We start from the raw sequence: 25479 nt of genomic DNA, 5'->3' as shown, positions 1-25479 counted from the left end.
GAAAGCTTATAATAGCTATGTTTTATACACGTTGTTGTGCATAGTGCTTTTCACGTTCTGCTTGGTTTTCCGATGTTTCTTGTTTAGTTCGGAATTGAGCGTTGGCAAGACATACTCTTTTGCAATTTTTGGCGTAGCGTTGGCTGATGCGAATTGCGAATGTGTATGGCTTTGAGTGTTGGCTTATTTATAGTAATTCAGTCATTACTTCAAACTCGTCCATAATAGATTTAACTATAGTGTCTTCAATATGTTTCGCTAAAATTAATTCATTTTCCATATTCACATAACATTTACCATTTAAGGATTTAAAATTGTCCGTTACAATAGATTTATATTTTTCTTCTGTTTTAGATTTACATTTATAGAACTCAAACTCACAGCTTTTAGAATTATTAAAAAAGTCAATAAAATGTTTTCTAAAGCCTCTTTTTACTTCCTTTCTGAACTCTTGAGTATTTGTTGAATTAAAACTAGTGTATGCTTTTAAAACGTACAAAAAATTAATTTTATACTGATGAACAAAAAGCGTGTCTCTATCAAATAACCGATCTTTAAAATGATAAGATTTGATTGGTAATTCTGTCTTTTTTTCAATCAAGTGTTCATCAAAATTATCTTCATCTTCTATATAACCATAAATGAAAAAGTTAGGTGTAATATTATAACCTTCTGTTATTTCGTCTCTATATTTAATACCCTTTTTATAAGGCTTATCCTTATCTTCATTCAATAAATCTATATTGAACTGAATAACATTTTTCGCATACGTGAATTGCTTATATTTAGATAATTTCCCTGCTTCACTATTTGATTTGTAATATTTTGAATCTCCAATATAAAAAATATTGCTAGTGTCTATAATGGACTGATAGTCATAAATATGGTCAATTATCTTCCCATCGTCATTTTTTTTCAAATCTTTAAGTGATACATTGTTTACTTCAGTATCATTTAACTCGTCAGAGAATAATTTATCTACCATATCTTCAAATACGATATTATAATTATTTACCGATAAAAAATCCTCCCTTTTTCTTTTTGAGCTACTCTTATCTGTTTGAGAAAAATATATTTCACATAAGGCATACATTCTCTTTAAAGTGTCATTAAAATATCGATACTTGATTTTTCGTAGTTTAGAAAGACCATTTGATTGAAGATTTTTAAATGACTTACCCTTTATTATTGAAAATGATTTATCAATTCTTAAATTAAGTTTATGTTCGTGGTTGAAGTTGTTTAGAATAGAAAAAAAGTATGTCAATAATTCTTCTTCTTTATTTACAGTTTTTCTTTTATTTTTTATTGAAACGTAGATAGGTATATTATTTGAATTTAGAATGGGTAATGATTTTCTTATCGTTTTTTCCCATTTTGGTTTTATTGCTTGGTTTGAATTGTACTCAATATGTTTATATAAAATATGGTTTTTATTCTTTTTGTAAAAATTTACGAAAGACAGTAATAGGTCTAGATAAGAATATTCTTTAAGGTTTAAATTTGTGTTTAATTCAAAAGTTTCGATATTATGAATTATAGATGTATCATCGTATCTCTTTCTGAACTCAATTAGACTTTTATAAAAATGTACGGATAATTGGCGAACCCAATTATATTGTGTTTTATGTTTTATGGATTCATCTAAAATTAAATCTACTAATTCTTTTTTTGAACAACCAAAAACAGTTTTATCTTCTTCCTTCATAAAAACTTTTGGTAACATAAACACCAAACTATTTTTCTCGAAAGAATGGTAATATCCTACAGAAGTAATTGTCCCATCTAAACCATTTTGTTTATAAAATTTTGGGTCAGCGAATAATTCTTGAAGTAATTCAATCGGATATATTTCGTTTTCAATTAGAATTTTCATTATTTAAGAATCAATTCCTTCGTTATCTTCTGCTACTTGCCTAAGTTGGGTATCATCTTCTGTAATTTCCAAGCTTTGGATTGGTTTCAATTCAATTCTGTCGAACAATTCTTTGATTTTAGTTTTACCATTTGTATTCATAGGAAAGAAATCTTCGTAGGTAGTATTTTCTTCAAACACCTTATTTTCTTCATCCTTGAAAACATCATTCCATAAATAGAAAATCACTTTATTTATAAATGGATTTAACGATATTGTTTTATCTGTATCCGGTTTTATAAAATAATTACCAATACATTTATCCATACCTAACGACTGATTGTTTTTAATATGATTTAAGTTTATTTTTTCAATAAATTTAATCCAGCTATACTCATTGCCATCTTTTATATCAATTTTGAAATCGAATGACTCATTTTTCTTTTTAAAATCGTCAATTGGCGTATAACAGATAGGAATGTATTCCCAATCCCACCTTCTTTTGAAAGCACTATCCATAGGGAATAAAGATTGATCAGAAGTATTCATAGTCGCTAAAATACTCAAGTTTGATGGCAACTTCATTTTACCATTTGTAAATCCATTATGGCCTTTTTTAGTTAACTCTTTTGTTAAATGTGATGCTAATTCATTTGAAGGTGTAATTTCATAACCTTCATCTAATAGTTGAAATATATCTCCAAAAATTTCAGCACAGTTCCCTCTGTTAATTTCTTCAATTACTAAGAAATAATCTTGAAACTGATTTTGCCAAGCATCAATATAAATATTTGTAAATATTTGTGGAACAAACTTGTATTTGATTTCATCTAATCCAGAAACTGGATCTTTTTCAGATATTGGTTTGAAACCTCCGATAAAAGAAGCGTAATCATATTCTGGATGAAATGTTACTCTTTCTGTTCTAGCTTCTTTTCCTTTTAAAATTTCTTTAACTTTATGTGATTTACCAGTTCCTGGTGCACCATAATATATTCTTTGAAATACACTAATACTTGGTTTTATATCAGTTAATATATTATTTAAAACATCTAATTCAGGACTGGTTATTCCAATTTCAGTTAATATAGTTTCTCTTTCTGATTGATTGCTGTTAAATAATTCCATAGCAATACACATACTTGAACGACCTTCTCTAGATAAATAACCGTTTATTGTTGATTCGTATTTATCTACAGCAGTATTGACAGTTGCATCACTATAATGGGTTTTAATTGATGACCAATCTACAGTTGAAGCAAAATCTGTTTCAGATAAGTTTAAAGATTTAATAAATTGAAATGGATTAAAACCAATAGCATCTTTGTCTAAATAAGAAAATAGATATAAATAAACTTTATTGGTAATTAGGAAATTGAAACTAAAGATTTTTCTTAATTCTAACCATCTAGAATAATAATCTTTATAAACAGAACTTGATTCATTAAATGAAGCTGAAATAATTAATAAACACCTATGGATTTCATAGTTGGAATTTCCCGCTGGAATTGAATATTCTACCCATTTATCATAAACTAATTTACCAAAATCTGAGAAATTTTCATCAGACTTTAATAATTCAGCAGATGCTAAATCTGAAATAGCTTGACTTTTTCTTCCTGTTGGTGTAAAAACACCAGTATTAGCAAGAACTTCTAACCAGCTATGAGCATTATTAAATTTACGCAATGAAGAACCAAAAGGGTCTAATCTAAAATCTCCTTGAGGTAGTGTTGATGAACTACCAGTATTTATTAGCCATTCTTTAAAGGCTTCATTATTAATTAATTTTAACCAGTTCATATATTATTCTTTTTTACGATAAATAGTATTTCATTAACTTTTTGGGCATTATGACCACCATAACTTTGATAATTTGTTCTTTCAATATTTTTAACTTGTAACGAGCCTTCTTCAAATAAGTCTGAATTAAAAAAGGTGTCTAAATCATCTAATATTCCTTCCTTATCTCCATTGTTGCCAGATTTATGATTTCTACCGTTATAATAGCTCATAATTATCCATTCTGTTTTGGCATTACTAATTAATTCATTTAATGAAGAAATAAAAAGTGCATTTTTACAAAAGGTAGAAGAAAAATCTTTTTCCATATTCTGACCTCTAACAAATTTCGTCTTATTAAAATAATCTTGTAAATCATTTATTTTACAATAGTCAGAGATTAGGTTCAACATAAAATAATAAGAAGTGTATTGCCTAAAATTATATGGTGGGTCAATATATAAAACTTTATGTCTTGGGATTTCTTTTATATAATCAAGTGAATCTCTTTCCTTTCCAATTTGATGACCATTTAAATTTGATAATATAAAGTCAAACTTTGGGGGAAGTAGTTTAATCGTGTTTAATGCTCTTGAATCATAGGATTCTCTTATAAAGTCGTGATAAGTTCCTTGAGTATTACTAATTTTTTCAACCGAAATCAAAACCACACTTATTAATAGATAATATAGATTGTCATCAATTACTTGTTCTTGATACCATTCTCTTATTTTATTTAAAATATTATCTAGTTTAATACCATTTTCTGGTGAAAAATATCTTCTTTTTCCAGTTGAGCCTCTAGAACTTTTGAAATTACTTTCATTGCCTTTTTCAGTATAATAATTGAAAAAATAACTCTCTCTATAATTTTTAGATATTGACGACCTGTCTATAGATTCTAAATATTGAAGAATATTTATAAAATCTATAAAATTGCTTTTGAATGCTTTTTTCTTTAAAAATTTATATCCCTTTTCGTTTGAATCTAATGTGGCTACTATTTTTTTTGATTTTTTGATAAAATCATCAGGATTAATTTTAAGTGATTTAAAATTTATTGAGGGAATTTCGTTGTTCAATAAGTAGCTTTTTCCGAAAACGTAAGAAAAACTATTAATGTCGTTAGAAATAACATTGTAGCCATTTAGTTTTAAGTTAAGCGAAACAGACATTGTTCCAGAGAATATATCACAAACTGTATCTCCTTTATCACACAAATTGTCTACTTCTTCAATTATCGAATCTATAATAGATGCCTTATTTCCTAAATATCTTTGAATCATTGATTGATATTATTTTTAGAAAAAACAATTAAAACTTCTATGCTTTCTGTTTTTTGATTAATTGCATCTTGGTTATTAAGTTGCTTGTATTTTAAATCTAATTCAACAACTTGCATTTGATAATTTGGAATGATTTTTTCTTTCAGCTTTTCTAATTGCTCTATTGTAATCATTCTTTTGTTTCCATTATCTTCCGATAATGACTTTGAATAACTTAATAATAATGTTGACTTTGTTTTTTTTGTTAATTTAAGTAAATCAGAAAAAGCTTCAGGTGCTTTTATCATTGAACAAAACCTTGATTTGAATTTATCTGATGGATAAAGACCAGTTGTTACTTTATCTCTATGAATTTGTAATTCAGGTATTTTGTATTCAATTAAAATTTCAGGTATATGATAAAATCTTGAATATTGCTGAGCAGTATAAGGTGGGTCAGCATAAATTAAGTCAATATTTGGTAATTCATTTATATCGCTAATTACTGATTCCATTGTTTTACTAAGGACTATATTATTAGTGGGTAAAATATTATTTTTAATGAGAGCAATATTGCTCGTAATATTTTCTAATAATGCTGTATCGATATCAATTAGTCTGTTTTTATACAATCTAGATTCTAATAAATCATTTTTTAGAATATTTTCAAATTTTATTGGTTGTGCAAAATGTTTACCTGCACTATTTACGATTTGTGAAATGACACTAATCAGAGAAGTAAGTATTAAATTGTATTGCCAAGAATTAATTTCATTATTATTTAGTAATTCTTCCAGCCTACTTCTATGATTGTCAATTTGGATTGATTGTTTTATTCCAAAATATGTTCCAGCATATATTGTTGTAAATAGAGGTGCAATATTAAATGCAGGTTTATTTAAATGAATTGTCATTTTTGAAAAAATGCTATTTATCTCATCCGAATTGTTTTTTTTACCATTCCATATTAGAGGAAAGTTTTTGTAAAGATTTAAAAGGCTCTTTGTGTCTCCTTTTTGTAAATAATTTTCTTCTTTTTTTATCCAGTCTTTATAAATTCCGAAATATTTATTGTCCGAATTTTTAAATAAAACATCAAGAGGAAAATTTAAAAAGCTAGGTTCAAAATCAATTTTCAAGAAGGTTTTTGATATAATTCCGCTAAATTTTTGCACATCATTAGAGATGACATTTTTACCAATATTACTATAAGCTTGTGATACAATTGAAGAACCACTAAATAAATCTAGAACATAACCTGTTTCAATATATTTTTCACTTTCACTAAGGATTAAATCAATAACTCGGTTTTTTGCACCAAGATATTGCATAGGTTTTGCTAGCGCACTTATTTGATTAATTTCTAATTGTTCCAAATTAATTTACTTTTTCTTTTAGTAAATCTTTTGGATTTACATTTAATATTTTCGCTATTTTATACAAGTCTTCAATACTTGGTTGTCTTCTGTTTTGAGCGTAAGAATTAACCATATTGTAACTTTTCCCTAACTGTTCGGATAGCCAGATTTGTTTTATTCCTTTTTCTTCTAAAACCTCTTTTATTCGGTTCATTTTTGAATTTTTTATTCAGTCCACTAATGTAAAGAACTATTTTCAATATCTCACTAAATGAGTATTAAAATCATCATACTAAAAAGTGAGTGGTGGGGAAAGGCAAGCTCTTTTTATTTTTTGAGGCACGAAAAAAATGAAATGTGCTTGACTATGCGGTTGGCTTTTCAGAACGAAAATTTACTGTTTTGCTCGATTTTCCGCATTATGCACAACGTCTCCGTATATGAAACGTAGCGTATAAATAGACGCTAACTTTTCGGATTAAACACTAGCCGAATTTTTATTTTTTATGTTTATCTTTCTATTTTCTAAATATACAAAAATAAAAATTTGGCGGACTTAATAAAGAAGTAAAAACCTCTCGGAAAGCCTATAATAGCTATGTTTTATATACATTGTTGTGCATAGTGCTTTTCACGTTCAGCTTGGTTTTCCGATGTTTGTTATTTAGTTCAAAAGTAAGCGTTGGCAAGACATACTCTTTTACAGTTTGGGTGAAGCGTGGATGATGCGACTGTGAATGTGTATGGCTTTTAGCGTTGGCTTTTCAATAATCGATTTTTAATGTTAGCACCAAATTTTTCCGCAACATTTCTCAATCCCACTTCATTTTCTGTAATCTTACAGCGTTTAAGATTGCTAATAAAGCCACACCAACATCGGCAAAAACTGCTTCCCACATTGTCGCCAATCCACCTGCTCCTAAAATCAATACAATCACTTTTACTCCAAAAGCTAAACCAATATTTTGCCAAACAATTTTTCGAGTGGAACGACCTATTTGTATTGCTTTTACAACTTTCGAAGGTTGGTCGGTTTGAATTATCACATCTGCGGTTTCTATTGCAACATCACTTCCTAAACCACCCATTGCAATTCCGACATCACTTGCGGCTAAAACTGGCGCATCGTTAATTCCATCTCCAATGAAGGCAATTTTGTTTTCGGGATTCTTCTTTAAAAGCTCAACCTCATTCAGTTTATCTTCTGGCAATAATCCGCCTTTGGCTTTTTCAATGTTTAATTCGGCAGCAACTTTTTGAGTTATGGAATCTTTGTCTCCCGAAAGCATCATAATATTTTTAATGCCTACTTTTTGTAAATTAATAATTGTGTCTTTTGCATCGTCTTTCAATTCATCCGCAATAACCACATAACCTGCAAATTTTACATCGATAGCGACTAAAACAATTGATTCAACAATGTTTTCCGTTTCCTTCGAAACTTCAACATTATTTGCTGTCATCAACGCTTTGTTTCCAACTAAAACGGTTTTGCCATTTACAATACCTTTCAAACCTTTTCCAGCGATTTCTGAAACTTCTGTAGCCTCAAAATCTGCTCCGTTTGCTTTATATTCTAAAATAGCTTTGGCGATTGGATGCGTAGATTGTTCTTCCATCGCCATCAAATATTTCATAAATTCGGTTTCTTCCCAATCAATTGCTTTAATTTCTTTAATCTTGAAAACACCTTTGGTTACAGTTCCTGTTTTATCCATAACCAACGTATTTATTTTTGTCATTGCATCTAGAAACGAAGCGCCTTTAAATAAAATTCCGTTTTTTGAAGCTGCTCCCAATCCGCCAAAGTAGCCTAACGGAATTGAAATTACCAACGCACAAGGACACGAAATCACGAGAAAAATTAAGGCACGATACAACCAATCTCTAAATACATAATCATCCACAAAAAAGTACGGTAAAAACGTAACTCCAATTGCTAAAAACACAACGATTGGCGTGTAAATTCTTGCAAATTGTCTAATGAATAATTCCGTTTTTGATTTACGAGCTGTCGCATTTTGAACCATATCCAAAATTCGAGCAATGGAACTATCCTTAAATTCTTTAGTTGTTTCAATTTCAATTACACTATCCATATTAATACTTCCAGCAAAGACTTTTTCGTTTTTCGCAATAGTGTCAGGTTTGCTTTCGCCTGTTAATGCTGCTGTATTGAAAGAGCCTTTTTCGGAAATCAAAATACCATCTAAAGGAACTTTTTCGCCCACACGCACTTGTACTTTTTCTCCAATTTCAACTGTTTCGGGATTAACCGAAATGTAATCGTTATTCCGATAAACCAAAGCCTCATTAGGTCTTACATCGAGCAATGCTTTGATATTAGATTTCGCTCTGTTGACTGCTGCATTTTGAAACAATTCGCCAACTGCATAAAATAACATTACTGCAACTCCTTCGGGATATTCGCCAATGATGAATGCACCAATTGTTGCTATTGACATTAAAAAGAACTCTGTAAATACATCGCCTTTTTTAATACTTTCCCAACCTTCTTTTAATACTGGGAATCCTACTGGTAAATAGGCAATGATATACCACACAATTCGAAGCCAATCTTTAAAAAATGCAACATCAAAATTATCTAAAGCAATACCAATAATGAGCATCGTAAAGCTAATTATAGCTGGTATATAGGCTTTAAAGTTATTGGGTTGACCACTATGATTATGACCATCATCGTGACTATGTTGCTCTTCCGAATTTGGTTTTAAATCTCTTAAATTGATTTTCTTTTTTTTCATCATTATTTAATTCTTTAGATAAGAAATATTTATATCCAACGTCTTACTTTTTTTGCATACTCTAAATAATCATTTTCGAATTCTCTTTTTAAAAACTCTTCTTCTAATCTAATTTGTGTGTTTATACTTATTGTTGATAACGAAATTATTAATAATGTAAAAGCGTTTGGTATCGCTAAAAACAATCCGATATTTGCTATCATAATACCAAGAAAAATTGGGTTTCTTGAAATTGAAAACATTCCATTTGTAACTAATTTAGTTTTGTTATTTTCATCAATCCCAATTCTCCAAGAATTCGCCATTTGACTTTGAGAAATCCATACTACAATTAACGATAGAAACAAAAGTGCCCAACCAATCTTGTGTAAAGTAGAGTTTTCTATATACCAAAATGGAAGCAAGTATTCATACCATTCACTTTTAAAAGCATAGATTCCAACAACTATTAATTCCAAAAACGAGATAAATGTAAATACCTTGCCATTAAAACCGTGAGCATCATCAGTTTTATTAAACGTTAATGGGTTTATACCTGTTTTTTTCCATAGTAATAAAGACCTTAATACAAAGACCAATAAAAAATATAATATCAGATAAGCAAATAATAACATAATTTCTAATTTGATACAAAAATGCTCTAAATATCAATGCAATGGAAGTGCAATTATTGACCACTACATTTATCACAAATTCCTTTTACAACCAAGTTTACATTTTCTGAAACAAAACCATCAGGCACTTTAATTTGAGGGATTTTATGCTCTGTTAAACAAACAGTTTCGTTACAGTTGTTGCAATGAAAATGCAAATGCAAATCGGTTTCAATTTCGCAATTACAACCTTTTTCACACAAAGCATATTTTGTAATTCCTGTACCATCGTCTATTTGATGCACTATCGCTTTTTCCTCAAATGTTTTTACTGTTCTATACAATGTCGTTCTATCTGCTTTATCAAAAGCACTTTCGATATCACTCAATGTAACAGCGACTTCTTTTTCTGCAAGAAACTTATAAATAAGTAAACGCATTGCCGTAACTCGTATATCTTTTGACTCTAATAATTTTTCTATTGTTTGCATAATTAATCGTGGTCTTCGTTTCCAAATGGTTTAATTATTATTCCTACGCTAAATATAAATCCATCTGTTGGTGCATATATTTCTGGAAATATAGGATTTTCGTGAGGTGGCAAAACCAAAGGTGAAAACCTACTTTGCCTTCTATCTGTGAAATTTTCAAAATTTACGAAAGCACTACCAAACTTAAAATTCCTCATTAAAAGTAAACCCATAGTTACAAAGTCTGTTGTTTCAGTTCCGTTTGACAAAAATTGCTTTCCTGTATAAAATGTTTCATAACCGATTCGCCATTTTTCAGATTCGTACATCAGTACGCTTCCTGCATTATGTTTTGCTGTTAATGGCTTTTGCGGATTTCCTGCCAAATAGTTCAATTTTGTATCTATTAGCGCATAATTTAAAAACCATCGAAAGTCTTTGTAGGTAAACTTTATGTTTGTTTCTGCTCCTTTACTTAAAATTTCGTCGGTTGCATTTTCAAATGCAAACAATCCATTATCTGTACTATTTAATAATAAACCGTTGTTTATTGCAGAAACGTAAAAAAGCTGATTAATAGAAAAACCTATACTCTCAAATAGACGAGTTTTATAATTAAAGTCAAGATTTAAACCGTAAGAACGTTCTGCTTTTAAGTTTGATTTATCTATACCAAGTACATTTTCAAAATTTATAAATTCTGCTTCTTCTGTAAAAATATCTGGTATTTTGTAGCCTAAACCACCACCAATTCTGCTTGAAAATCCATTGTCATTTTTATACAATAATGAAATTCTTGGAAGTGGAAAAAATCCAAAGTCTGTGTTGTAATCAGCTCTCAATCCAGTTTCTAAAATCCAATTATCTGAAAGGTCATAAATGTTGTTTGCGAACATTCCATACGTTATATCTGTTTGGTCACGTTGTAAAGTTGCATTATCATTTTCATCAAAATTTGAAGTGTATAAGTTTGCTCCAAAAATCCAATCAGCTTTTGAAGATGCTTTTTGATAAGTGATTTCTGTAAACGTGTTGATTTGTTTACCGTCAAAATTAAAATCTGGAATAGTAAGGTTTCTATCGAAAAAGGAAATACTATTTTTTATGTTCAAAGAACTTATTGAATCTATTTGCGTTTTATAAACTGCTTGACTGCTCAACCTCTTTGAGATATTTTCTTCTGTATATTGATGAATTCCGTTTTCTCCACTTTCAATTTTTGTTACATCTCCACCAATTCTGTCATCGTAAGTACCATTTAAACCAATCCAAAACGTTGTTTTTTCTGATGGATAATAAAAGAATTTTGGGTTGAATGAAATTGATGTTGTTTTTGGTAAATTACTAAATCCATCATTTTCTGGGTCATAAACTTTTTGGTAATGACCAGAACCGTAAAGTGAAACACCAAATTTCTCATTTCGCTTGCTGTAAAATACATTTGCTGTACTTCCTAATGCTTGGGTTTGCGTCAACATAATATCTAAAGCTGGTTCTTCGTCAGGTGTTTTTGAAACCATATTTATTAAACCTGCAATTGCTCCACCACCATATAGTGTTGAAGAACTTCCTTTAATAATTTCAAACTGTTGTAAGTCTAATGGTGGAATTTGCAATATGCTCAAACCACTTGAAAAACCTCCATAAAGAGGAAATCCATCTCTTAAAAGTTGCGTGTAGCGTCCATCAAGTCCTTGTATTCTAATATTTGTACTTCCGCTACTTAAAGAAGTTTGTTGCATTTGAATTCCTGTGCTTTCACGAAGTACCATTGAGATATTGGTGGGATTCATTATGGCTTTTTCTCCTAATTCTTCTGCACCAATATATTCTATTCTTGTTGGAATTTTTCTTACCGTTCTTGTACTTCTTGAAGATTGTAACACAACTTCATCCAATTCATTTCCTCCACTTTTTAACTTGAAAATTAAGTTTGAACCATTAGGGATTAGAATAGTAGTTTTTAAGGTTTCAAAACCTAAATATGAAATTATTAGAATAAGTTCTCCGTTTGGAATTTCTGTAAAAGTTGCAATTCCGTCAAAATCGGTTACTGCTCCTTTTTCTAATTCCTCAAAATATACTGTTGCTCCTAATAACGGTTCGTTTTCGGATTCTGAAAGGACTTTTATTAAGATATCAGAGGTTTGTGCTTTTACTGAAAAGCATATTATAATTGTGAGCATTGCGCTCAATATGTATTTATTCATTGAAAATGTAAAAATTAATTAACTAAAAATTCTTGACTTGTGGTCGATAAATTAGCTAATCAATTGAGGCGGTTGCCAGATGTTGGAATGAAAATTAAATCTGTAGATTGATTGATAAACAGATAGAATTTCTGTAGAAATCTGATTGTTAATACCTAATTCAAAAGTTTGAATTGGTTGATATGTAATTGCGATTCCACAACAATTACAAATACAAGTTATTGGACAAGTATCATCACTATCATTTTGATGATTGTGTTCAGCAGTTATTTCGTCTTGGTGCAGGTCTTCGGCATTATTTCCGTCAGAACAAGGTTTGATTGACAAAACAAGTATTAATAAGGATAATATGATAGTGATAAATTTCATTGTCACAAAGATAGAGAATTATTAATGCAATGGTATTGCAAAGTCATTTCTTAATTCTGTTTTGCGTTCCGTTTTTGAGCGTTGGCTAAAAACAGCTCTTTTATTTTTTTAAGCGTTGGCTTTAGGTGTCTGGAAAAAATAAATGTGCTGTTTGTGCGGTTGGCTTTTTTAGTTCAAATGTTGATGTTTAGCACGATTTTCGCATTATGCACAACGGTCTCGTATAAGAATAGTGCGGGTTTGCGTCCGAGGATTTTCCGCAGGAAAATCAGAGTGACCAAATGCGCACTAACCTTTTGATTTAGGATTAAATTTAAGCATTATTTTTATACAATGTTGTGCATAGTTTTTTATAATTCATTCAGTTTTTTAACAGCAATATCCCAATCAATTGGGAAAAAATTATTGAATAAAATTTTTGATTGAATTAGTTTATTTTCTTTAATATAATTAATCGTAAATCCTTTGAAATCTCTGTTGTTTGGGTTGAGAAGAGCAAATGTTTTACACGACTCAAAAGGTAAGTTAAATTCATCTGTTTCTTCTATCAAATATTCCATTCCATTCAGATTCGTTTTATTGTGTTCAGCAATTAATTTGTCAATAAGCACCAAATCAATGTTGTCAAAAATATAAGTATTTGATTCCATTTTTCCATAAATCTGATTTTGGTCAGAACTATAATCTAAAATGTAAGAGTATTTTATTAAGTTTTTATTTTCATTTTTAAATTCATAAAAATCGGCATTTCTGATTGGCATTAAAGTATCAATCCATTTCTGATTAAATATATCTTCCGCAACGAATAATTTTTCCATTCCATTTTCAGGTGAAATTTTTGTCTTATCATTTCCTTTTTCACAAGAATTGATCAGAAAAAATAGTGTTGAAAATAGTATTAATGTTAGTTTCATTTCGTTCAGTTCAAATTATGCACAACGTGTTTGTATATGGTTTGTTGCGTGGTTTAAGCAACTAATTTAGTAAATAAATACAGACCAAGAAAGTCCGCGAGGACTTTCGTAAGTAGGCGAGAAGCCAGCAATAAATTATATACGGTGTTGGGCGTTCGTACTTTTTAGTTCATCATCATCTTATAGTGTTCTTCTCCGATACTTTTAAATATTTTTTGGAAGGCAGAATAAAGTTTGTCAGGCTCCTCATTAACAATTCTTTGATAATATAAATCATCAAATGGTAGTGATTTGTGACTAACATCATTAATTTCAGATATTAAAGAAGAGCATATTGGGTAAATTGGGTCTGAAACGTCTAAGCTTTTAAGACTATCCCAAGGACTTTTGCCTAAACCTATAAAATTCACGTAGCTTTCAATAATTCTTCTCATACTATTTCCGATAGTAATATTGAATACTTTATTATTTGTTTCTTTTAATTCTTTTATACTTTTCCAAAGTAACATATAGTCATTGTGTACGAAAGTATCGACTCCTTTATGCTCAATATTTGAAATGCCGTTAAATTTTGAAACTGAAAAGTGTGCTTTATTTCTACAAATAGGTCTTTGTTTAAACGATACCTCTTTATAGAAATATAAATTATGAGATAATATAAATACTTGTTTTATAGTTGAATTTTTAAATTGATTTTTATCTGTTTCAGAATATTTTATTAGGGAATGAATTAGTGTTGATACAACGAATAACACCTGACTATCTAAACTTGAAACAGGATCATCAATTACAACTATTCTTTTCTTTAATTCTGAATCTTTATCATCTGTTCCTAATACTAATTGATAGAAGTAAAGAAAGGCTATAAAATTCTTTTCGCCTTCACTAAGCGTTTTAAATACATCTTGTTCAGAATTATTTTCACGTTTTAAAATATATCTTGAAATATTATTTGAGGTTTCTTTTTCTTCTATTTCAAAATTATCAAAACCAGAACTTTTTAGAATTCCATTTATAGCTTTAACAGCTTTATCTGTTGAAACTGTTTTTGATTTTAATTTTTCAACTTTGTCTTTGATTGTTTTTTTAGAGTTTTCAAAGTGAGATGAAAGAGTGTTCAGTTGAAGTAAAATCTTAGTTATTCTTGAGTTATAGTTATCGTATTCTTTTATCTCATTAACACTTTCTTTTGCTAAATAGTTCCAAATATCTTCTATTAATTGTTCTTTGTTTTTTTGAAAATCTTCAATTTTCTCATTATTATCTTCAATTTCATCATTAATAATATCTAATTCTAGGTCGAAATTATAAATATCAAAGAATTCAATAATTTCATTTGAATACTCAAGTTTTCTCTCAAGTTTTTTAATATTGTCAGCAAGTAAGTTACTACATTCAGTATGTAGGTCTGTAGTCTGATTATCCTTGTTGTAAACTTTAGACACTTGAATAATATTTTCTAACAATTGATTGAATGTTATTAAATATGCTTCTTTTAAAGATTTAATTTTGTTAATTTTTTCTTGATAGGTTTTATTAAAATACTCTTCAAAACTCTGTTTTAAATTGTCATCGTATGTTTCACTTTGACAAAAAGGACAAATGTTTTTTTTCTCATCAAGAACAAAATTACGTCCTTCTTCAACCCATTTCCTTATGCCTAATGCGTCTATTAATTCTGCGATATTTACTTCTTTGTTGGTAGTTATAACTTCTTCCATTAATGGAATTATATCATTTTCAAGTTTTCCAAGTTTTTTGAATAAATCTGAAGATATTTTAATGTCAATCTTCTCTCTTTTAATCTCAAATAAATCTTTATATCTAGCAGATAATGATTCTAACGATAGTTCTTCATCAGATTTATCTATAGGCAGGTAATTTCTAATATTTCTTAGATGGTTTTCTTTATTTCTCGAATATTCTAATTCAATTTCATAAAAAGTGTCAAACGAATTTCTTTCCCACCAACAATTTCTCTTTAATTCTTCGTGTTTGTCATTTAATGCTTTTTTTATTTTTCTCTCACGTTTAGAAAAGTTTTCTAAATAATTGTCTAGTTTGTTTAACTCCTTTTGATTTGTACGAATTTTGTCATCAATATCTTTGTTTTCCTCATTAAGGGTAAATAATCCAGATAATTCTTTGTTTGAAATAAAATTTCTTTCAACATACTTTTCATCAAAAACTAAAATTTCATCATTTTTAAGATTAAAGCCTGAAATTTTACATTGTTCAAATTTATTATCTTTTTCTACATCTGATAAGCTTTGGTTATACAATAACTTAGCAATAGTAGATTTTCCAGAACCATTACTCCCGAAAAAGAAATTAACTTTAGCTAGATTATTTACTTCGACTTTTTGAATATAGGTGTTTGTTTCTTTTAGTTCTATTTTATCAATCATCCTAATTTCTCTTATTTGCAGTAATTTTGTTGTATGACGCCCAACGTTGATGTATAAGCTTTGTTGCGATGGTTTAGCAGTAAAGTTACTAAATAATTACTGACCAAGAAAGTCCGCAAGGACTTTCGCAAGTAAGCAAAAAGCCAGCAATAAAGTTTATACGGTGTTCTACGCAGTTTTTTCTGTTTCTTCTTTATTTTCCGTTTTTGATTCTTCAATTACTTTTTGAACTACTTCCTCTTTTTCAGTACTTTCCTTTTTTGTTTCGCTTTTTCTGAAATTTTCACTTGGCCATATTTTGTCTAATTCTTTTTCTAAAATTTCGTTTAATTGTAAACACTGTTCATAAGACATTAAAAAATATTGAATATCTACAGGTAAAAATTCTCCATTCTTAACTCTTGCAACCACTCCAGATTTTATTAAATAAATTTCATTTGCAGTTCCTCCATTATGTATATGAATATCTCTTGTGGCTTTTAGTTCAATGTATTTATGAAAAACAGGATTTTCCAGTAGTTTCACACTCGTATATTTCTCAAATTCAGAAGCGTAATCTTTTGGAGATTTATATGCTATTTCATTTAAAATTCCATCTATAATTGTAATTTTAGCTTGTTCTAAAGAGGAAGCGTTTAAAACACAATCAATATCAACTTTTTTCTTTGAAGGTATTTTGCTTGGATATTCTATTAAAATTGTTCGTAAAATATCATTCATCAAAGTTTCCATAATAGTAACAAGCTGAAAAATTGCATCTATAGGTAATTTATTCATACCTAAATGAGCATATTTTTCAGTTAGTTCATCTTTTGTATAATTTCGAGGAGTACTCATTATAGCTGTATTGTCAGCCTTAAATCCTAAAGGATATGAAATTGGGATTGTTGCACCTTCTTCCAAATTATTAATCCATTTAATATTTTGTTCAAATGAAAGATAAGTTAGTTGAGCCATTTCTCCTTGTAAAAAAAGAAGACTTTTGTTAACTTGTATTAAATCATTTATCCTATTTCCGAATGTTTCCATTATGTTGATTTTAAATTGCGTAGAACGTTGTTGTATAAGCTTTGTTGCGTTGTTTAAGCAGTGAATTTAGTAAATAAACCACGAACGGCGAAATTCCGGAGGAATTTCCCAAGTGAGCTATAACTAGCAATAAAGTTTATACGGTGTTACCCAACGTTTTTTATTTCATTTCTATTTTCCAATTTTCAGTATTTAAAAAGCCATCTATTATTTCATAATTAGGTAGTTTCTCAAAGTTTATTTTCAATCTTTTTTCCTCATATTTTCCAAACACAATATTTTCAATCTCAAATTCAAGATTTAAATACTTTATTTTAAAATTTTCGTCAATTATTCCGATTTTGCCAAATTCCGAAACAATGAATTTATCTTTTGTTGGGATTTCAGCTAATTCTCCATATTCTACTTTTTGGTCAAAATATAGGATTTCTTTTTCCTCAATATCTAAAATATAAAGTCCGTCACTTGTTAGAATTCCTATTTGATTAATTTTTTCCGCAATTGCAATTCTTTTCTGTTCTCCACGAAACATTCCTACCCATTCAAATCCACTTTTTGTTACGAATTTTGTCCAACTCCAAATTTGACTTTTCCAAACTGTATTTAAGTCAAAAATTTTTTCCTCATATTGTCCAGATGTTGGTTGATTAATAAATTCAGCTTTCAATTTTTCTTTCAGTTTTGAGTTGAGTGGTTAATGTTGGGTAACGGTCTTGCGTATGATTTGTGGCGTGTTTAAGCAACTAAGTTAGCAAATAAATCACAGATAGAATATTCCGCAGGAATGTTCGTAAGCAGGCTAAAACTAGCCATTAATTATACGCGTTGTTGTAGCTAGTTTTTTAATCAATAGAGTTATATACTTGTATTTTAGATTCAATTATTTTTTTGATTTCATAATCTTTTAAATCTGAAGTTATTGTCAATTTATGTCCACGAACTAAATCATAGGTTTTAAATTTTTCTAAAGAAATTTTTCGGGAATGAATAAATCCAATTAGCATTTTGTCTCTAAACAGAAGTGTAATTCTGTCTCTTGGAGAGATGTCAACTAGTATACTTTGACTAATGTAGTACTGTTCGATATCCTCTAGTTTACCCAGTTCAGAGATTTCAAATCCAAAATTTTCAATAAAAGGATTGAAATCTGATAATGAAAATTCATTCTTTTTTATTATAGATTTAAGTTCATTCTCAGGAATAGTATTTGACTTGATATTGTTCTTATGAGAAAACCCATTGATAAAGGCATAATCTTCCGCACCAAAAAGAAAGTTTACAGTATCTTTAGTTATTCCAATTAATTTGTTTTTTGAATAAATTTTTGTGTTTGGTAAGATGTAGAAATTCTCAGCCTGTTCTATGGTTGGTTTTATAAATACTCCTACTTCAAGCCAGTTGTTTTTTATTTCTGTTGTTTCTATTAATGTTAAATCATTCAATTCGAATAGTAACTTTCCATTAATCGTATCTCTAATGTTTGCAGGACCATCTATTCTTTCCCCAAGAATTAATGAGGCTTTTAGAGTTTTGTTTTTCTCTAACTCATCTTTATTGTTTTTCTTTTTATTTGCGCAAGAAATTGAAAAAAAAAGTATTAATATTAAGAGGAAATTTTTCATTTTCTGTAATTAGCTACAACGTGTTTGTGTTATGGAAAGTTGCGTTTTTGTGTGCGAGGATTTTCCAACGGAAAATCAAAGTGCATAAAATTGCAACTGCTTTTGGTTAAGTACTAAAGTAGCAATTTTTTATACACGGTGTTACCTGTAGTTTTTTTATTCCTCCATTATTTCTGAATAATTAAAAGGGAAAATATCATTTAATTCATAAAATTGTTCATTTTCAGTTTTTTTGTCAGATATCATTAATTCAGCTAAAGTTTTTCCGTAATTCTTTGTTGCAAATTCATTTCTAATTTCATTTCGTGCAATATAAATTTTGTTCCTTATTTCACTATATTTCTTATAACTCAAATCTTTGTCAAATAATGCAGAAATTAATAAATTTTCATTTACTATTATTTTTCCAGCGTAAGTAAATTCCTTCTCAATAGTTTTTGGCATACTTTCATTTTCGGGATTTGGAATTAGATATTTTTTTAGTTCAGGAATAATTAAATTGGATTCAATTCTTTTTCCTTCTATTTCACAATTTCCATCTACATCTACATTAATTTCAAGAAAATTTCTTTCTTTTATTATTATTGGTTCAGATTCAGCATTTCTGATATTTTTCTCATAATTGTCATAACCATAATAAAATTCAATAATTTTAAAATCCGTTTCTAACAACTCATTCATTTCTTTAATTTCCTTTTTACAAGAAATAAAAATTGAAGAAGCAATTATTAAATAAAGAATGACTTTCGTTTTTTTCATAATTACAGGTAACGTGTTTGTGTATGGTTAGTTGCGTGGTTAAGTAACTAAGTTAGTAAACTTTTACGAACCCGAGAAAATTCCGCAGGAATTTTCGTAAGTAAGCTCTAAAAAGCAATTAATTATACACGGTGTTACCACACGTTTTTTTATTCCGATATTTTTAAATCAGACAATAATTGTTCATTCGAAAATCCAGAACAACTGTCGTCTTGAAAATTAATTTTTTCAATTCCATTGTTCAGGTTATAATTGATTCCAAAATTACAAGAGTTGTCGACGTTTTTCATTAAATTCAGTTTTCGCTCAAACAAAGCTATTTTGTCTATAACAAATTCTGTTATTTTTATTTTTCCACGTTTTATTCTTTTTCCGTTTTTGTAATATTTATATTTTAGAAATCCTTTTTTAGGTTTTAAAATTAATTTGTCAGATTCAAAAGTTTGATGTCCCCAAGTTGAGTTTAAAACCCAGCTTTGGTCGTTTTGGATTGATTCTTTTATTAGAGATTTCTTTTCGTAATCTTTGAATTTATTTACACAGATTTTTATTTCATTCAGTTCCTTTGCGTTTGTGAAAGTTGTGTCGATTATCTGTCCAAAAATATTCGTGTATTCTATTTTTAGAATGTCCGAATTATTGAGTAAAATCTTCTTTTGGCTATTCCAATATTTTTCTTCTTGTTCAAATTTTTGTTCAGTTAGAATTTTTGGTTTAGCTCTATCCAATAAAAACATTGTAAATCCATTTTCTTGACTACAATCATTCGTAACTAATTCAATTCTGTTTTGGGCAAACGAAAAGAATGAATTCAAAACTAAAATTGTCGATATGAAAAGCGTTTTTCTCAAATGTGTGGTAACGTTGTTGTATAAGCTTTGTTGCGTTGTTTAAGCACTGAATTTACTAAATAAAACACGAACGGCGAAATTCCGAAGGAATTTCCCAAGTGAGCTAAAACCAGCAATAAAGTTTATACGGTGTTACCTACAGTACTTTTCAGATTATTCTTTCCATAAATTTTTAAAAGTTCCTTTGCAATTTCTGCTGTTGTCGAATCTTTTAATTCAAGATTTTTATCATCTATTGATTCTAAAATTTGGATAGACATTCCGACTGCATTAATTCTTTCAAGTACTTCGACATATCCTTTTGCTTGATTCATTGTAGAACGATAAATTAATAATAAAGTTCCGCCAATAAAATTAACAATTACTCCTGTACAAGTAACTAAAATTGAAGGGTTTAATAATTCTGGATTTGAATAAACTTTATAAACTCCAAAAATTATTAATCCAAATCCAACTAACATTACTGTAGCAGAAAGATAAAAAATTGATGAAACTTGTTTTAAGTTTTTATTCAAATAACTTTCTAATTTTAATCGAGCAAGTTCCCAAGCTGTTTGACTTTCATCTGGTTTTTCTTTTATTTCTTTTTCAAGAGACTCTATTTTTTCAGCTCTTTTTTCGTTTTCTTTAGTGTCTTCATAAACCTTTATTCCAAAACCTAAAAATGCTCCAACTAACCCTAGAACTCCAGCAACAAGGTCAAAACTTTTTTTGTTAACATCGTCAGCTTTTAATTCTCCTACAAGAACTACAAGTATTGCTAAAATCACAAAAGCAATTGAGACTTTTACAATTAGTTTTAAATTCTTATTTGAAGAAGTAAAACCTTTAATAAGTCCTTCAATTATGTCGTTAAATAAACTCATAGTTCGTTTTTTTTGTATTGTAGGTAACTTGTATATACACTCAACTTTTATAAGCCTTTTGATCTTTTTTGGTGGGCTATGCTGAGTTTTTGTTGTTATTATAAATATTCATTTAGTTTAGTTAAAGATATCATTTTACTATAAATCATCAAACGGATTTTTAATGTTTTTTATGCTGGTTTCTGTTACGTGTGTGTAAATCATTGTGGTTTTTGGACTATTATGACCCAACAATTCCTGAATATATCTTATATCTGTTCCGTTTTCTAATAAATGGGTTGCAAAACTATGCCTTAATGTATGTAAGGTGACTCTTTTTTTTATTCCTGCTTTTTGAGTTGCAATTTTTAATACTGATTGTGCACTTGAGTTTGTATATTGTGCTCCTTTTTGTCCTTCAAATAAATAATCTTTTGGTTTGTAGGCTTTGTAATAATCTCTCAATAATTTTAAAAAGCTGGCAGATAATAATGTATATCTATCCTTTTTACCTTTTGCCTGATGAATATGGATTAACATTCTCTGTCCATCAACATCTTTCACTTTTAAATTTAGAGCTTCTCCAATCCTTAATCCTGCTGAATAAATTAATGATAATAGTGTTTTATGCTTTAAATTTTTTGTGTTGGCTAAGATGGATTTAATTTCTATTACACTTAAAACCGATGGTAATTTTCTTTCTTTTTTAGGTCTTTCTATGTACATGTTCTCAACCTGTAAACCTTTAAACTCAAAGTATTTCTTTATGCCATTTATGCATTGATTTTGATATGAAACAGATTTGTTTTGTTTAAAAATAAAATCGTAATTAAAGGCTTCAATAAGCTTTGTTGAATAATTATTTGAGTTTTTTAATACACTATATTTTAAGAAAGATGTAGTTACATCTGCATAGGTATTTACAGTATTTTCACTTAATCTTTTTTGTTGTAACCATCTTTTAAATTTATTAATATCAATTTTTAATGCTTCTGAAAGATTTGGTAAAAATAGGGGAGTTGCTTCTTTTTTCTTGGTTATAGATTTGTTTTTTAATTGAAGACTACTGTAATCTATAAACCATTTTTTAAGTCTTAAATGATCAAAAATTAAACCAACATTTTCTTTATTTAACTCAGCATAATAACATCTAAGTGTATTGCTCCAAAAAACAAAAGGTAGTTTTTTTAAGTGAGTTTTTATTTCCTTATCAAAAGGATACTCAATAGAAAAAACTTCTTTTTCTCGGTGTTTTTTTGGTTTTAAAGTTATTGTTTTCATAGCTATCAGTAAAGTTAACAATTTTAATGATACTTTCTTAATTCTGATTAAATTTTTTAAGAGTAGGTACATAACCCAAAAACTATCTTATTAAATAATCAAGCATAGTAACCTTTTTATAATCTTAAACGTATCTATTGAAATAAATAAGTATAAAATACATATTTTTATTATAGTTAATTAAGAATAAATTGTAAACAGATACTTAAGTATTTATATATTCTAACAATAGAAATTTTAAATGGTATGGCATTAAGGTTTAGAATAACAAAAAGAAATAATTGTATTGGTGTTAACAAAGAACAATATATTTTGCAAGCAATAAATACGGATACAATAGATCTAGATATGATTTGTATTTAGTATACATTGCATAGTGAAGATGTAAAAGCTGTTTTGTTGGTATTAGGTATTAAATTAGAAGAGTATTTGGCAGATGGTAAAATTGCAGTGGGTAAATTTAAAATGGTTTTAAAGGTACAGCAGAAGATAAACCAGAAGTACTTAGCGAAAAACGAAACTTCCCAAAATTCGATATTAATCACCAACCTGCAATTCTAATTAAAAGAAAATTAAAAAATGGTATAACTGTCTATATATAAAAAGAATAATGTATTTTTTTAAAATATATCATTTTAGCTAATTCGAAAATTAGTTTAACCTTTTTTCTTACCAATAAATTGGATGACTTTACATATTCAATTATTATAGTTTCCTTAATTTAAATCGACTTCAATTCTTCTAATTGTATGATTTCTAAACTAAAAAAATCACTTAAAAAAATAAACCTCGTAATTACTGAATTGTAGTAATTACGAGGTTTACGTTCAAATAATATAAGTAGAAAATCTTATCCTTTTACTTTAGCTTTAAATTGATCAAACTTATCAGTTTGTGGTTTTGGCCAGCTGTTGTTAGATGTATTTACATCTGCAGTTTCTTGATCTGGATCTACTTTAAAACTTTTAATTTCTTGTGTAGAAGAGAAAATTCTTTTTACAGTGGCATCATCTTTCATCCAAATTTGTGCTGGGAAAGTTTGTCTTTCTGTAGTACCATCAGCATAGGTTAATTCTACGATTAATGGCATTACTAAACCTCCTGGTTTTTCGAATTCTACTGAGTAAATATAGCTTGGCGCTTCTACACCATCTAAATATTTATCCATTGCTTTTGGGTTTGCATCTTCTTTTTTATCAGTAATGTAAACTAAGTCTCCTAAGTTATCAAAATACTGTTTGTATTGTTCTTTTAACTTAGTTACTCTTTCACTTGGCTTATCAGTTAAATATAAAGGTTTCACATTTTTAATACCTATGTCTGTAACATCTGTAGTATAAAACCATCCTCTAAAAAACCAATCTAAATCCATACCAGATGCATCTTCCATAGATCTAAAGAAATCTTCTGGAGTTGGGTGTTTAAACATCCATCTTTGTGAATAAGTTCTAAAAGCGTGATCAAATAATTCTGGACCCATAATTGTTTTACGTAACATATATAAACCAGCAGCTGGTTTAGAATATGCATTTGGTCCGAATTGTTTTACATAATCTCCTTGAGACATGATAGGAGAGATGTTAGATTGATCTCCACCCATATAACGTGTAATATTTTTTGCAGGGTTTGATGCAAATAATTCAGGATCGTAAACATCTTCTGCTAAAATTTCTACAAAAGAGTTTAAACCTTCATCCATCCATGTCCATTGTCTTTCATCAGAATTTACAATCATTGGGAAAAAGTTGTGCCCAACTTCGTGGATAATTACACCTAACATTCCTTTTTTAGTTCTGTCTGAATACGTTCCATCAGGATTTGGACGACCAAAGTTGAAACAAATCATTGGGTACTCCATACCTTGTCTTTCTGAATGTACAGAAATTGCTTTAGGATAAGGATAGGTAAACGTTAACTTAGAATATTCAATTAAAGTAGTGGCTACAGCTCTTGTTGAGTGCTCTTCCCATAAAGGATTACCTTCTTTAGGGTATAATGATACAGCCATAACCGTTTTACCATTTACATCTGTAGCCATAGCATCCCAAATGTATTTTCTTGATGTTGCAAAAGCAAAATCTCTTACCTGTTGTGCTTTAAATGTCCAAGTTTTTGTACCTGTTGCACGTCCTTTTTCAGCTTTTTCAGCTTCTTCTTGAGTTACGATTAAAACTGGTTTATCAAAAGATTTTCTGGCAGCTTCCCAACGTTTACGTTGTGTTTTAGTTAAAACATCTTTTTCGTTTTGTAAAACACCTGTAGCATCTACAATATGATCTTCTGGTACAGTTAAGTTAACTTCATAATCTCCAAATTCTAAAGCCCACTCAGAACGTCCCCAGAATTGCATATTTTGCCATCCTTCTACATTATTATATACTGCTAATCTTGGAAAAAATTGTGCAATTGTGTAGTTGTTGTTTCCATCAGGAAAAGATTCTAAACCAGAACGACCTCCATCTTTGTTAATGTCGTTAATTTTATAATTCCATTTTATGCTAAACTCAAAGCTTTCACCAGGAGCTAAAGCTTTAGGTAAATTAACTCTCATCATTGTTCTGTTGATGAAATGTGATAATGGTTTACCAGCACTTGTTACTTTTTCTATATTAAAACCAAAACCTTTACCTTCTTTTAAATAGGTACTTTTAAAGTTACTTGGTGTTATAAATGCAGATGCACCTTCAGATTTTGCTAACGGAGTTTTAGAATCGTCAGCTCTCATATTTTGGTCTAACTGTACCCATAAATATTCTAAATTGTCTTTAGAGTTATTGTGATACGTTATTTTTTCATCACCATAAATTTTATTTGTACTTTCTTCTAAACGAATGTCCATAATATAATCAACTTTTTGTTGCGTATATTGATGTCCTGGAGCACCAGAAGCTGTATGCTGATCGTTAGGCGTTGCCAAAACATCTTTCATTTGTCTGAATTTGTTTTGGTCTGTGTGTCCTTGTTGCGTTTTCTTTTCTTCCTTTTTTTCTTGCGCAATGCTAACAGTGCTTATAAAGAATAAAGAAAATACGAATAAAGAGATTTTTTTCATTTGTTATGATTTGAATTTTATTTAGGCTAAAATTAACAATTACTATACAAA

The 25479-nt window shown here is 28.9% G+C and carries 20 protein-coding genes; all 20 read right to left on the bottom strand.

What is annotated here, in order from left to right:
• Window positions 1-187: 187 nt before the first annotated feature.
• Window positions 188-1876 carry a hypothetical protein gene (locus tag BW723_RS15850; RefSeq protein ID WP_068357838.1) on the bottom strand — a complete coding sequence of 563 codons (1689 nt, stop codon included), beginning with the start codon at window positions 1874-1876 and terminating at the stop codon, window positions 188-190.
• Window positions 1877-1879: 3 nt separating this feature from the next.
• Entirely contained in the window at window positions 1880-3658 is a 1779-nt protein-coding gene (locus BW723_RS15845) for an McrB family protein (RefSeq protein WP_068357841.1), read from the bottom strand.
• Window positions 3655-4923 (bottom strand): DNA adenine methylase, encoded by a 1269-nt coding sequence (locus tag BW723_RS15840; RefSeq protein WP_068357844.1) that lies wholly within the window; start codon window positions 4921-4923, stop codon window positions 3655-3657. Before BW723_RS15840 ends, BW723_RS15845 begins: the two co-directional genes overlap by 4 nt.
• Window positions 4920-6278 carry a DNA adenine methylase gene (locus BW723_RS15835; RefSeq protein WP_068357847.1) on the bottom strand — a complete coding sequence of 453 codons (1359 nt, stop codon included), beginning with the start codon at window positions 6276-6278 and terminating at the stop codon, window positions 4920-4922. The genes BW723_RS15840 and BW723_RS15835 overlap by 4 nt, the downstream gene beginning before the upstream one ends.
• A 1-nt stretch (window position 6279) precedes the next feature.
• Window positions 6280-6474 (bottom strand): helix-turn-helix domain-containing protein, encoded by a 195-nt coding sequence (locus BW723_RS15830; protein WP_068357850.1) that lies wholly within the window; start codon window positions 6472-6474, stop codon window positions 6280-6282.
• Window positions 6475-7072: 598 nt separating this feature from the next.
• Complete coding sequence (locus BW723_RS15825) at window positions 7073-9025, bottom strand: heavy metal translocating P-type ATPase (RefSeq protein ID WP_068357852.1); 1953 nt, start codon at window positions 9023-9025, stop codon at window positions 7073-7075.
• 29 nt (window positions 9026-9054) lie between these two features.
• Window positions 9055-9639 (bottom strand): methyltransferase family protein, encoded by a 585-nt coding sequence (locus tag BW723_RS15820; protein WP_068357855.1) that lies wholly within the window; start codon window positions 9637-9639, stop codon window positions 9055-9057.
• 53 nt (window positions 9640-9692) lie between these two features.
• Window positions 9693-10109, bottom strand: coding sequence for a Fur family transcriptional regulator (locus BW723_RS15815; RefSeq protein WP_068357858.1), 417 nt, complete (start codon window positions 10107-10109; stop codon window positions 9693-9695).
• Between the two features lie 2 nt (window positions 10110-10111).
• Window positions 10112-12298 (bottom strand): TonB-dependent receptor, encoded by a 2187-nt coding sequence (locus tag BW723_RS15810; RefSeq protein ID WP_068357861.1) that lies wholly within the window; start codon window positions 12296-12298, stop codon window positions 10112-10114.
• Between the two features lie 51 nt (window positions 12299-12349).
• Window positions 12350-12667 (bottom strand): DUF6660 family protein, encoded by a 318-nt coding sequence (locus BW723_RS15805; protein WP_068357865.1) that lies wholly within the window; start codon window positions 12665-12667, stop codon window positions 12350-12352.
• Between the two features lie 350 nt (window positions 12668-13017).
• Window positions 13018-13581 carry a hypothetical protein gene (locus tag BW723_RS15800; RefSeq protein WP_068357868.1) on the bottom strand — a complete coding sequence of 188 codons (564 nt, stop codon included), beginning with the start codon at window positions 13579-13581 and terminating at the stop codon, window positions 13018-13020.
• A gap of 164 nt (window positions 13582-13745) precedes the next feature.
• Window positions 13746-15989, bottom strand: a complete 2244-nt coding sequence (locus BW723_RS15795; protein ID WP_068357871.1) for an AAA family ATPase — start codon at window positions 15987-15989, stop codon at window positions 13746-13748.
• A 168-nt stretch (window positions 15990-16157) separates the two neighbouring features.
• On the bottom strand, window positions 16158-17018 hold the full coding sequence (locus BW723_RS15790; RefSeq protein WP_068357873.1) for a hypothetical protein: 861 nt from the start codon (window positions 17016-17018) through the stop codon (window positions 16158-16160).
• A gap of 160 nt (window positions 17019-17178) precedes the next feature.
• Window positions 17179-17685 (bottom strand): hypothetical protein, encoded by a 507-nt coding sequence (locus BW723_RS15785; protein WP_068357876.1) that lies wholly within the window; start codon window positions 17683-17685, stop codon window positions 17179-17181.
• A gap of 175 nt (window positions 17686-17860) precedes the next feature.
• Complete coding sequence (locus BW723_RS15780) at window positions 17861-18640, bottom strand: hypothetical protein (RefSeq protein ID WP_068357879.1); 780 nt, start codon at window positions 18638-18640, stop codon at window positions 17861-17863.
• 156 nt (window positions 18641-18796) lie between these two features.
• Window positions 18797-19399 (bottom strand): hypothetical protein, encoded by a 603-nt coding sequence (locus BW723_RS15775; RefSeq protein WP_068357882.1) that lies wholly within the window; start codon window positions 19397-19399, stop codon window positions 18797-18799.
• 149 nt (window positions 19400-19548) lie between these two features.
• A complete protein-coding gene (locus BW723_RS15770) occupies window positions 19549-20214 on the bottom strand; it encodes a hypothetical protein (protein ID WP_068357885.1) in 666 nt (221 codons plus the stop codon).
• Between the two features lie 158 nt (window positions 20215-20372).
• Window positions 20373-21116: a TRADD-N-associated membrane domain-containing protein gene (locus tag BW723_RS15765; RefSeq protein WP_068357888.1), complete on the bottom strand. Its 744-nt coding sequence runs from the start codon at window positions 21114-21116 to the stop codon at window positions 20373-20375.
• 138 nt (window positions 21117-21254) lie between these two features.
• Window positions 21255-22376: a site-specific tyrosine recombinase/integron integrase gene (gene xerA / locus BW723_RS15760; RefSeq protein WP_068357892.1), complete on the bottom strand. Its 1122-nt coding sequence runs from the start codon at window positions 22374-22376 to the stop codon at window positions 21255-21257.
• Between the two features lie 850 nt (window positions 22377-23226).
• Window positions 23227-25428 carry a M1 family metallopeptidase gene (locus tag BW723_RS15750; RefSeq protein WP_068357895.1) on the bottom strand — a complete coding sequence of 734 codons (2202 nt, stop codon included), beginning with the start codon at window positions 25426-25428 and terminating at the stop codon, window positions 23227-23229.
• Window positions 25429-25479 lie beyond the last annotated feature (51 nt).

Origin of the sequence: Polaribacter reichenbachii, assembly GCF_001975665.1 — a bacterium.
GTDB classification, from domain to species: Bacteria; Bacteroidota; Bacteroidia; order Flavobacteriales; family Flavobacteriaceae; genus Polaribacter; species Polaribacter reichenbachii.
Note: the sequence above shows the minus strand (reverse complement) of the source record. Positions and strands in the feature narration are given on the sequence as shown.

Bases quoted from the DNA above. Each gene is read 5' to 3' on its own strand.
- BW723_RS15790 (WP_068357873.1), bottom strand. From the start codon at position 17,018: ATGGAAACATTCGGAAATAGGATAAATGATTTAATACAAGTTAACAAA.
- BW723_RS15830 (WP_068357850.1), bottom strand. From the start codon at position 6,474: ATGAACCGAATAAAAGAGGTTTTAGAAGAAAAAGGAATAAAACAAATC.
- BW723_RS15800 (WP_068357868.1), bottom strand. From the start codon at position 13,581: ATGAAACTAACATTAATACTATTTTCAACACTATTTTTTCTGATCAAT.
- BW723_RS15805 (WP_068357865.1), bottom strand. From the start codon at position 12,667: ATGAAATTTATCACTATCATATTATCCTTATTAATACTTGTTTTGTCA.
- BW723_RS15815 (WP_068357858.1), bottom strand. From the start codon at position 10,109: ATGCAAACAATAGAAAAATTATTAGAGTCAAAAGATATACGAGTTACG.
- BW723_RS15810 (WP_068357861.1), bottom strand. From the start codon at position 12,298: ATGAATAAATACATATTGAGCGCAATGCTCACAATTATAATATGCTTT.
- BW723_RS15850 (WP_068357838.1), bottom strand. From the start codon at position 1,876: ATGAAAATTCTAATTGAAAACGAAATATATCCGATTGAATTACTTCAA.
- BW723_RS15840 (WP_068357844.1), bottom strand. From the start codon at position 4,923: ATGATTCAAAGATATTTAGGAAATAAGGCATCTATTATAGATTCGATA.
- xerA (WP_068357892.1), bottom strand. From the start codon at position 22,376: ATGAAAACAATAACTTTAAAACCAAAAAAACACCGAGAAAAAGAAGTT.
- BW723_RS15825 (WP_068357852.1), bottom strand. From the start codon at position 9,025: ATGAAAAAAAAGAAAATCAATTTAAGAGATTTAAAACCAAATTCGGAA.
- BW723_RS15780 (WP_068357879.1), bottom strand. From the start codon at position 18,640: ATGAAAAATTTCCTCTTAATATTAATACTTTTTTTTTCAATTTCTTGC.
- BW723_RS15750 (WP_068357895.1), bottom strand. From the start codon at position 25,428: ATGAAAAAAATCTCTTTATTCGTATTTTCTTTATTCTTTATAAGCACT.
- BW723_RS15845 (WP_068357841.1), bottom strand. From the start codon at position 3,658: ATGAACTGGTTAAAATTAATTAATAATGAAGCCTTTAAAGAATGGCTA.
- BW723_RS15795 (WP_068357871.1), bottom strand. From the start codon at position 15,989: ATGATTGATAAAATAGAACTAAAAGAAACAAACACCTATATTCAAAAA.
- BW723_RS15775 (WP_068357882.1), bottom strand. From the start codon at position 19,399: ATGAAAAAAACGAAAGTCATTCTTTATTTAATAATTGCTTCTTCAATT.
- BW723_RS15765 (WP_068357888.1), bottom strand. From the start codon at position 21,116: ATGAGTTTATTTAACGACATAATTGAAGGACTTATTAAAGGTTTTACT.
- BW723_RS15820 (WP_068357855.1), bottom strand. From the start codon at position 9,639: ATGTTATTATTTGCTTATCTGATATTATATTTTTTATTGGTCTTTGTA.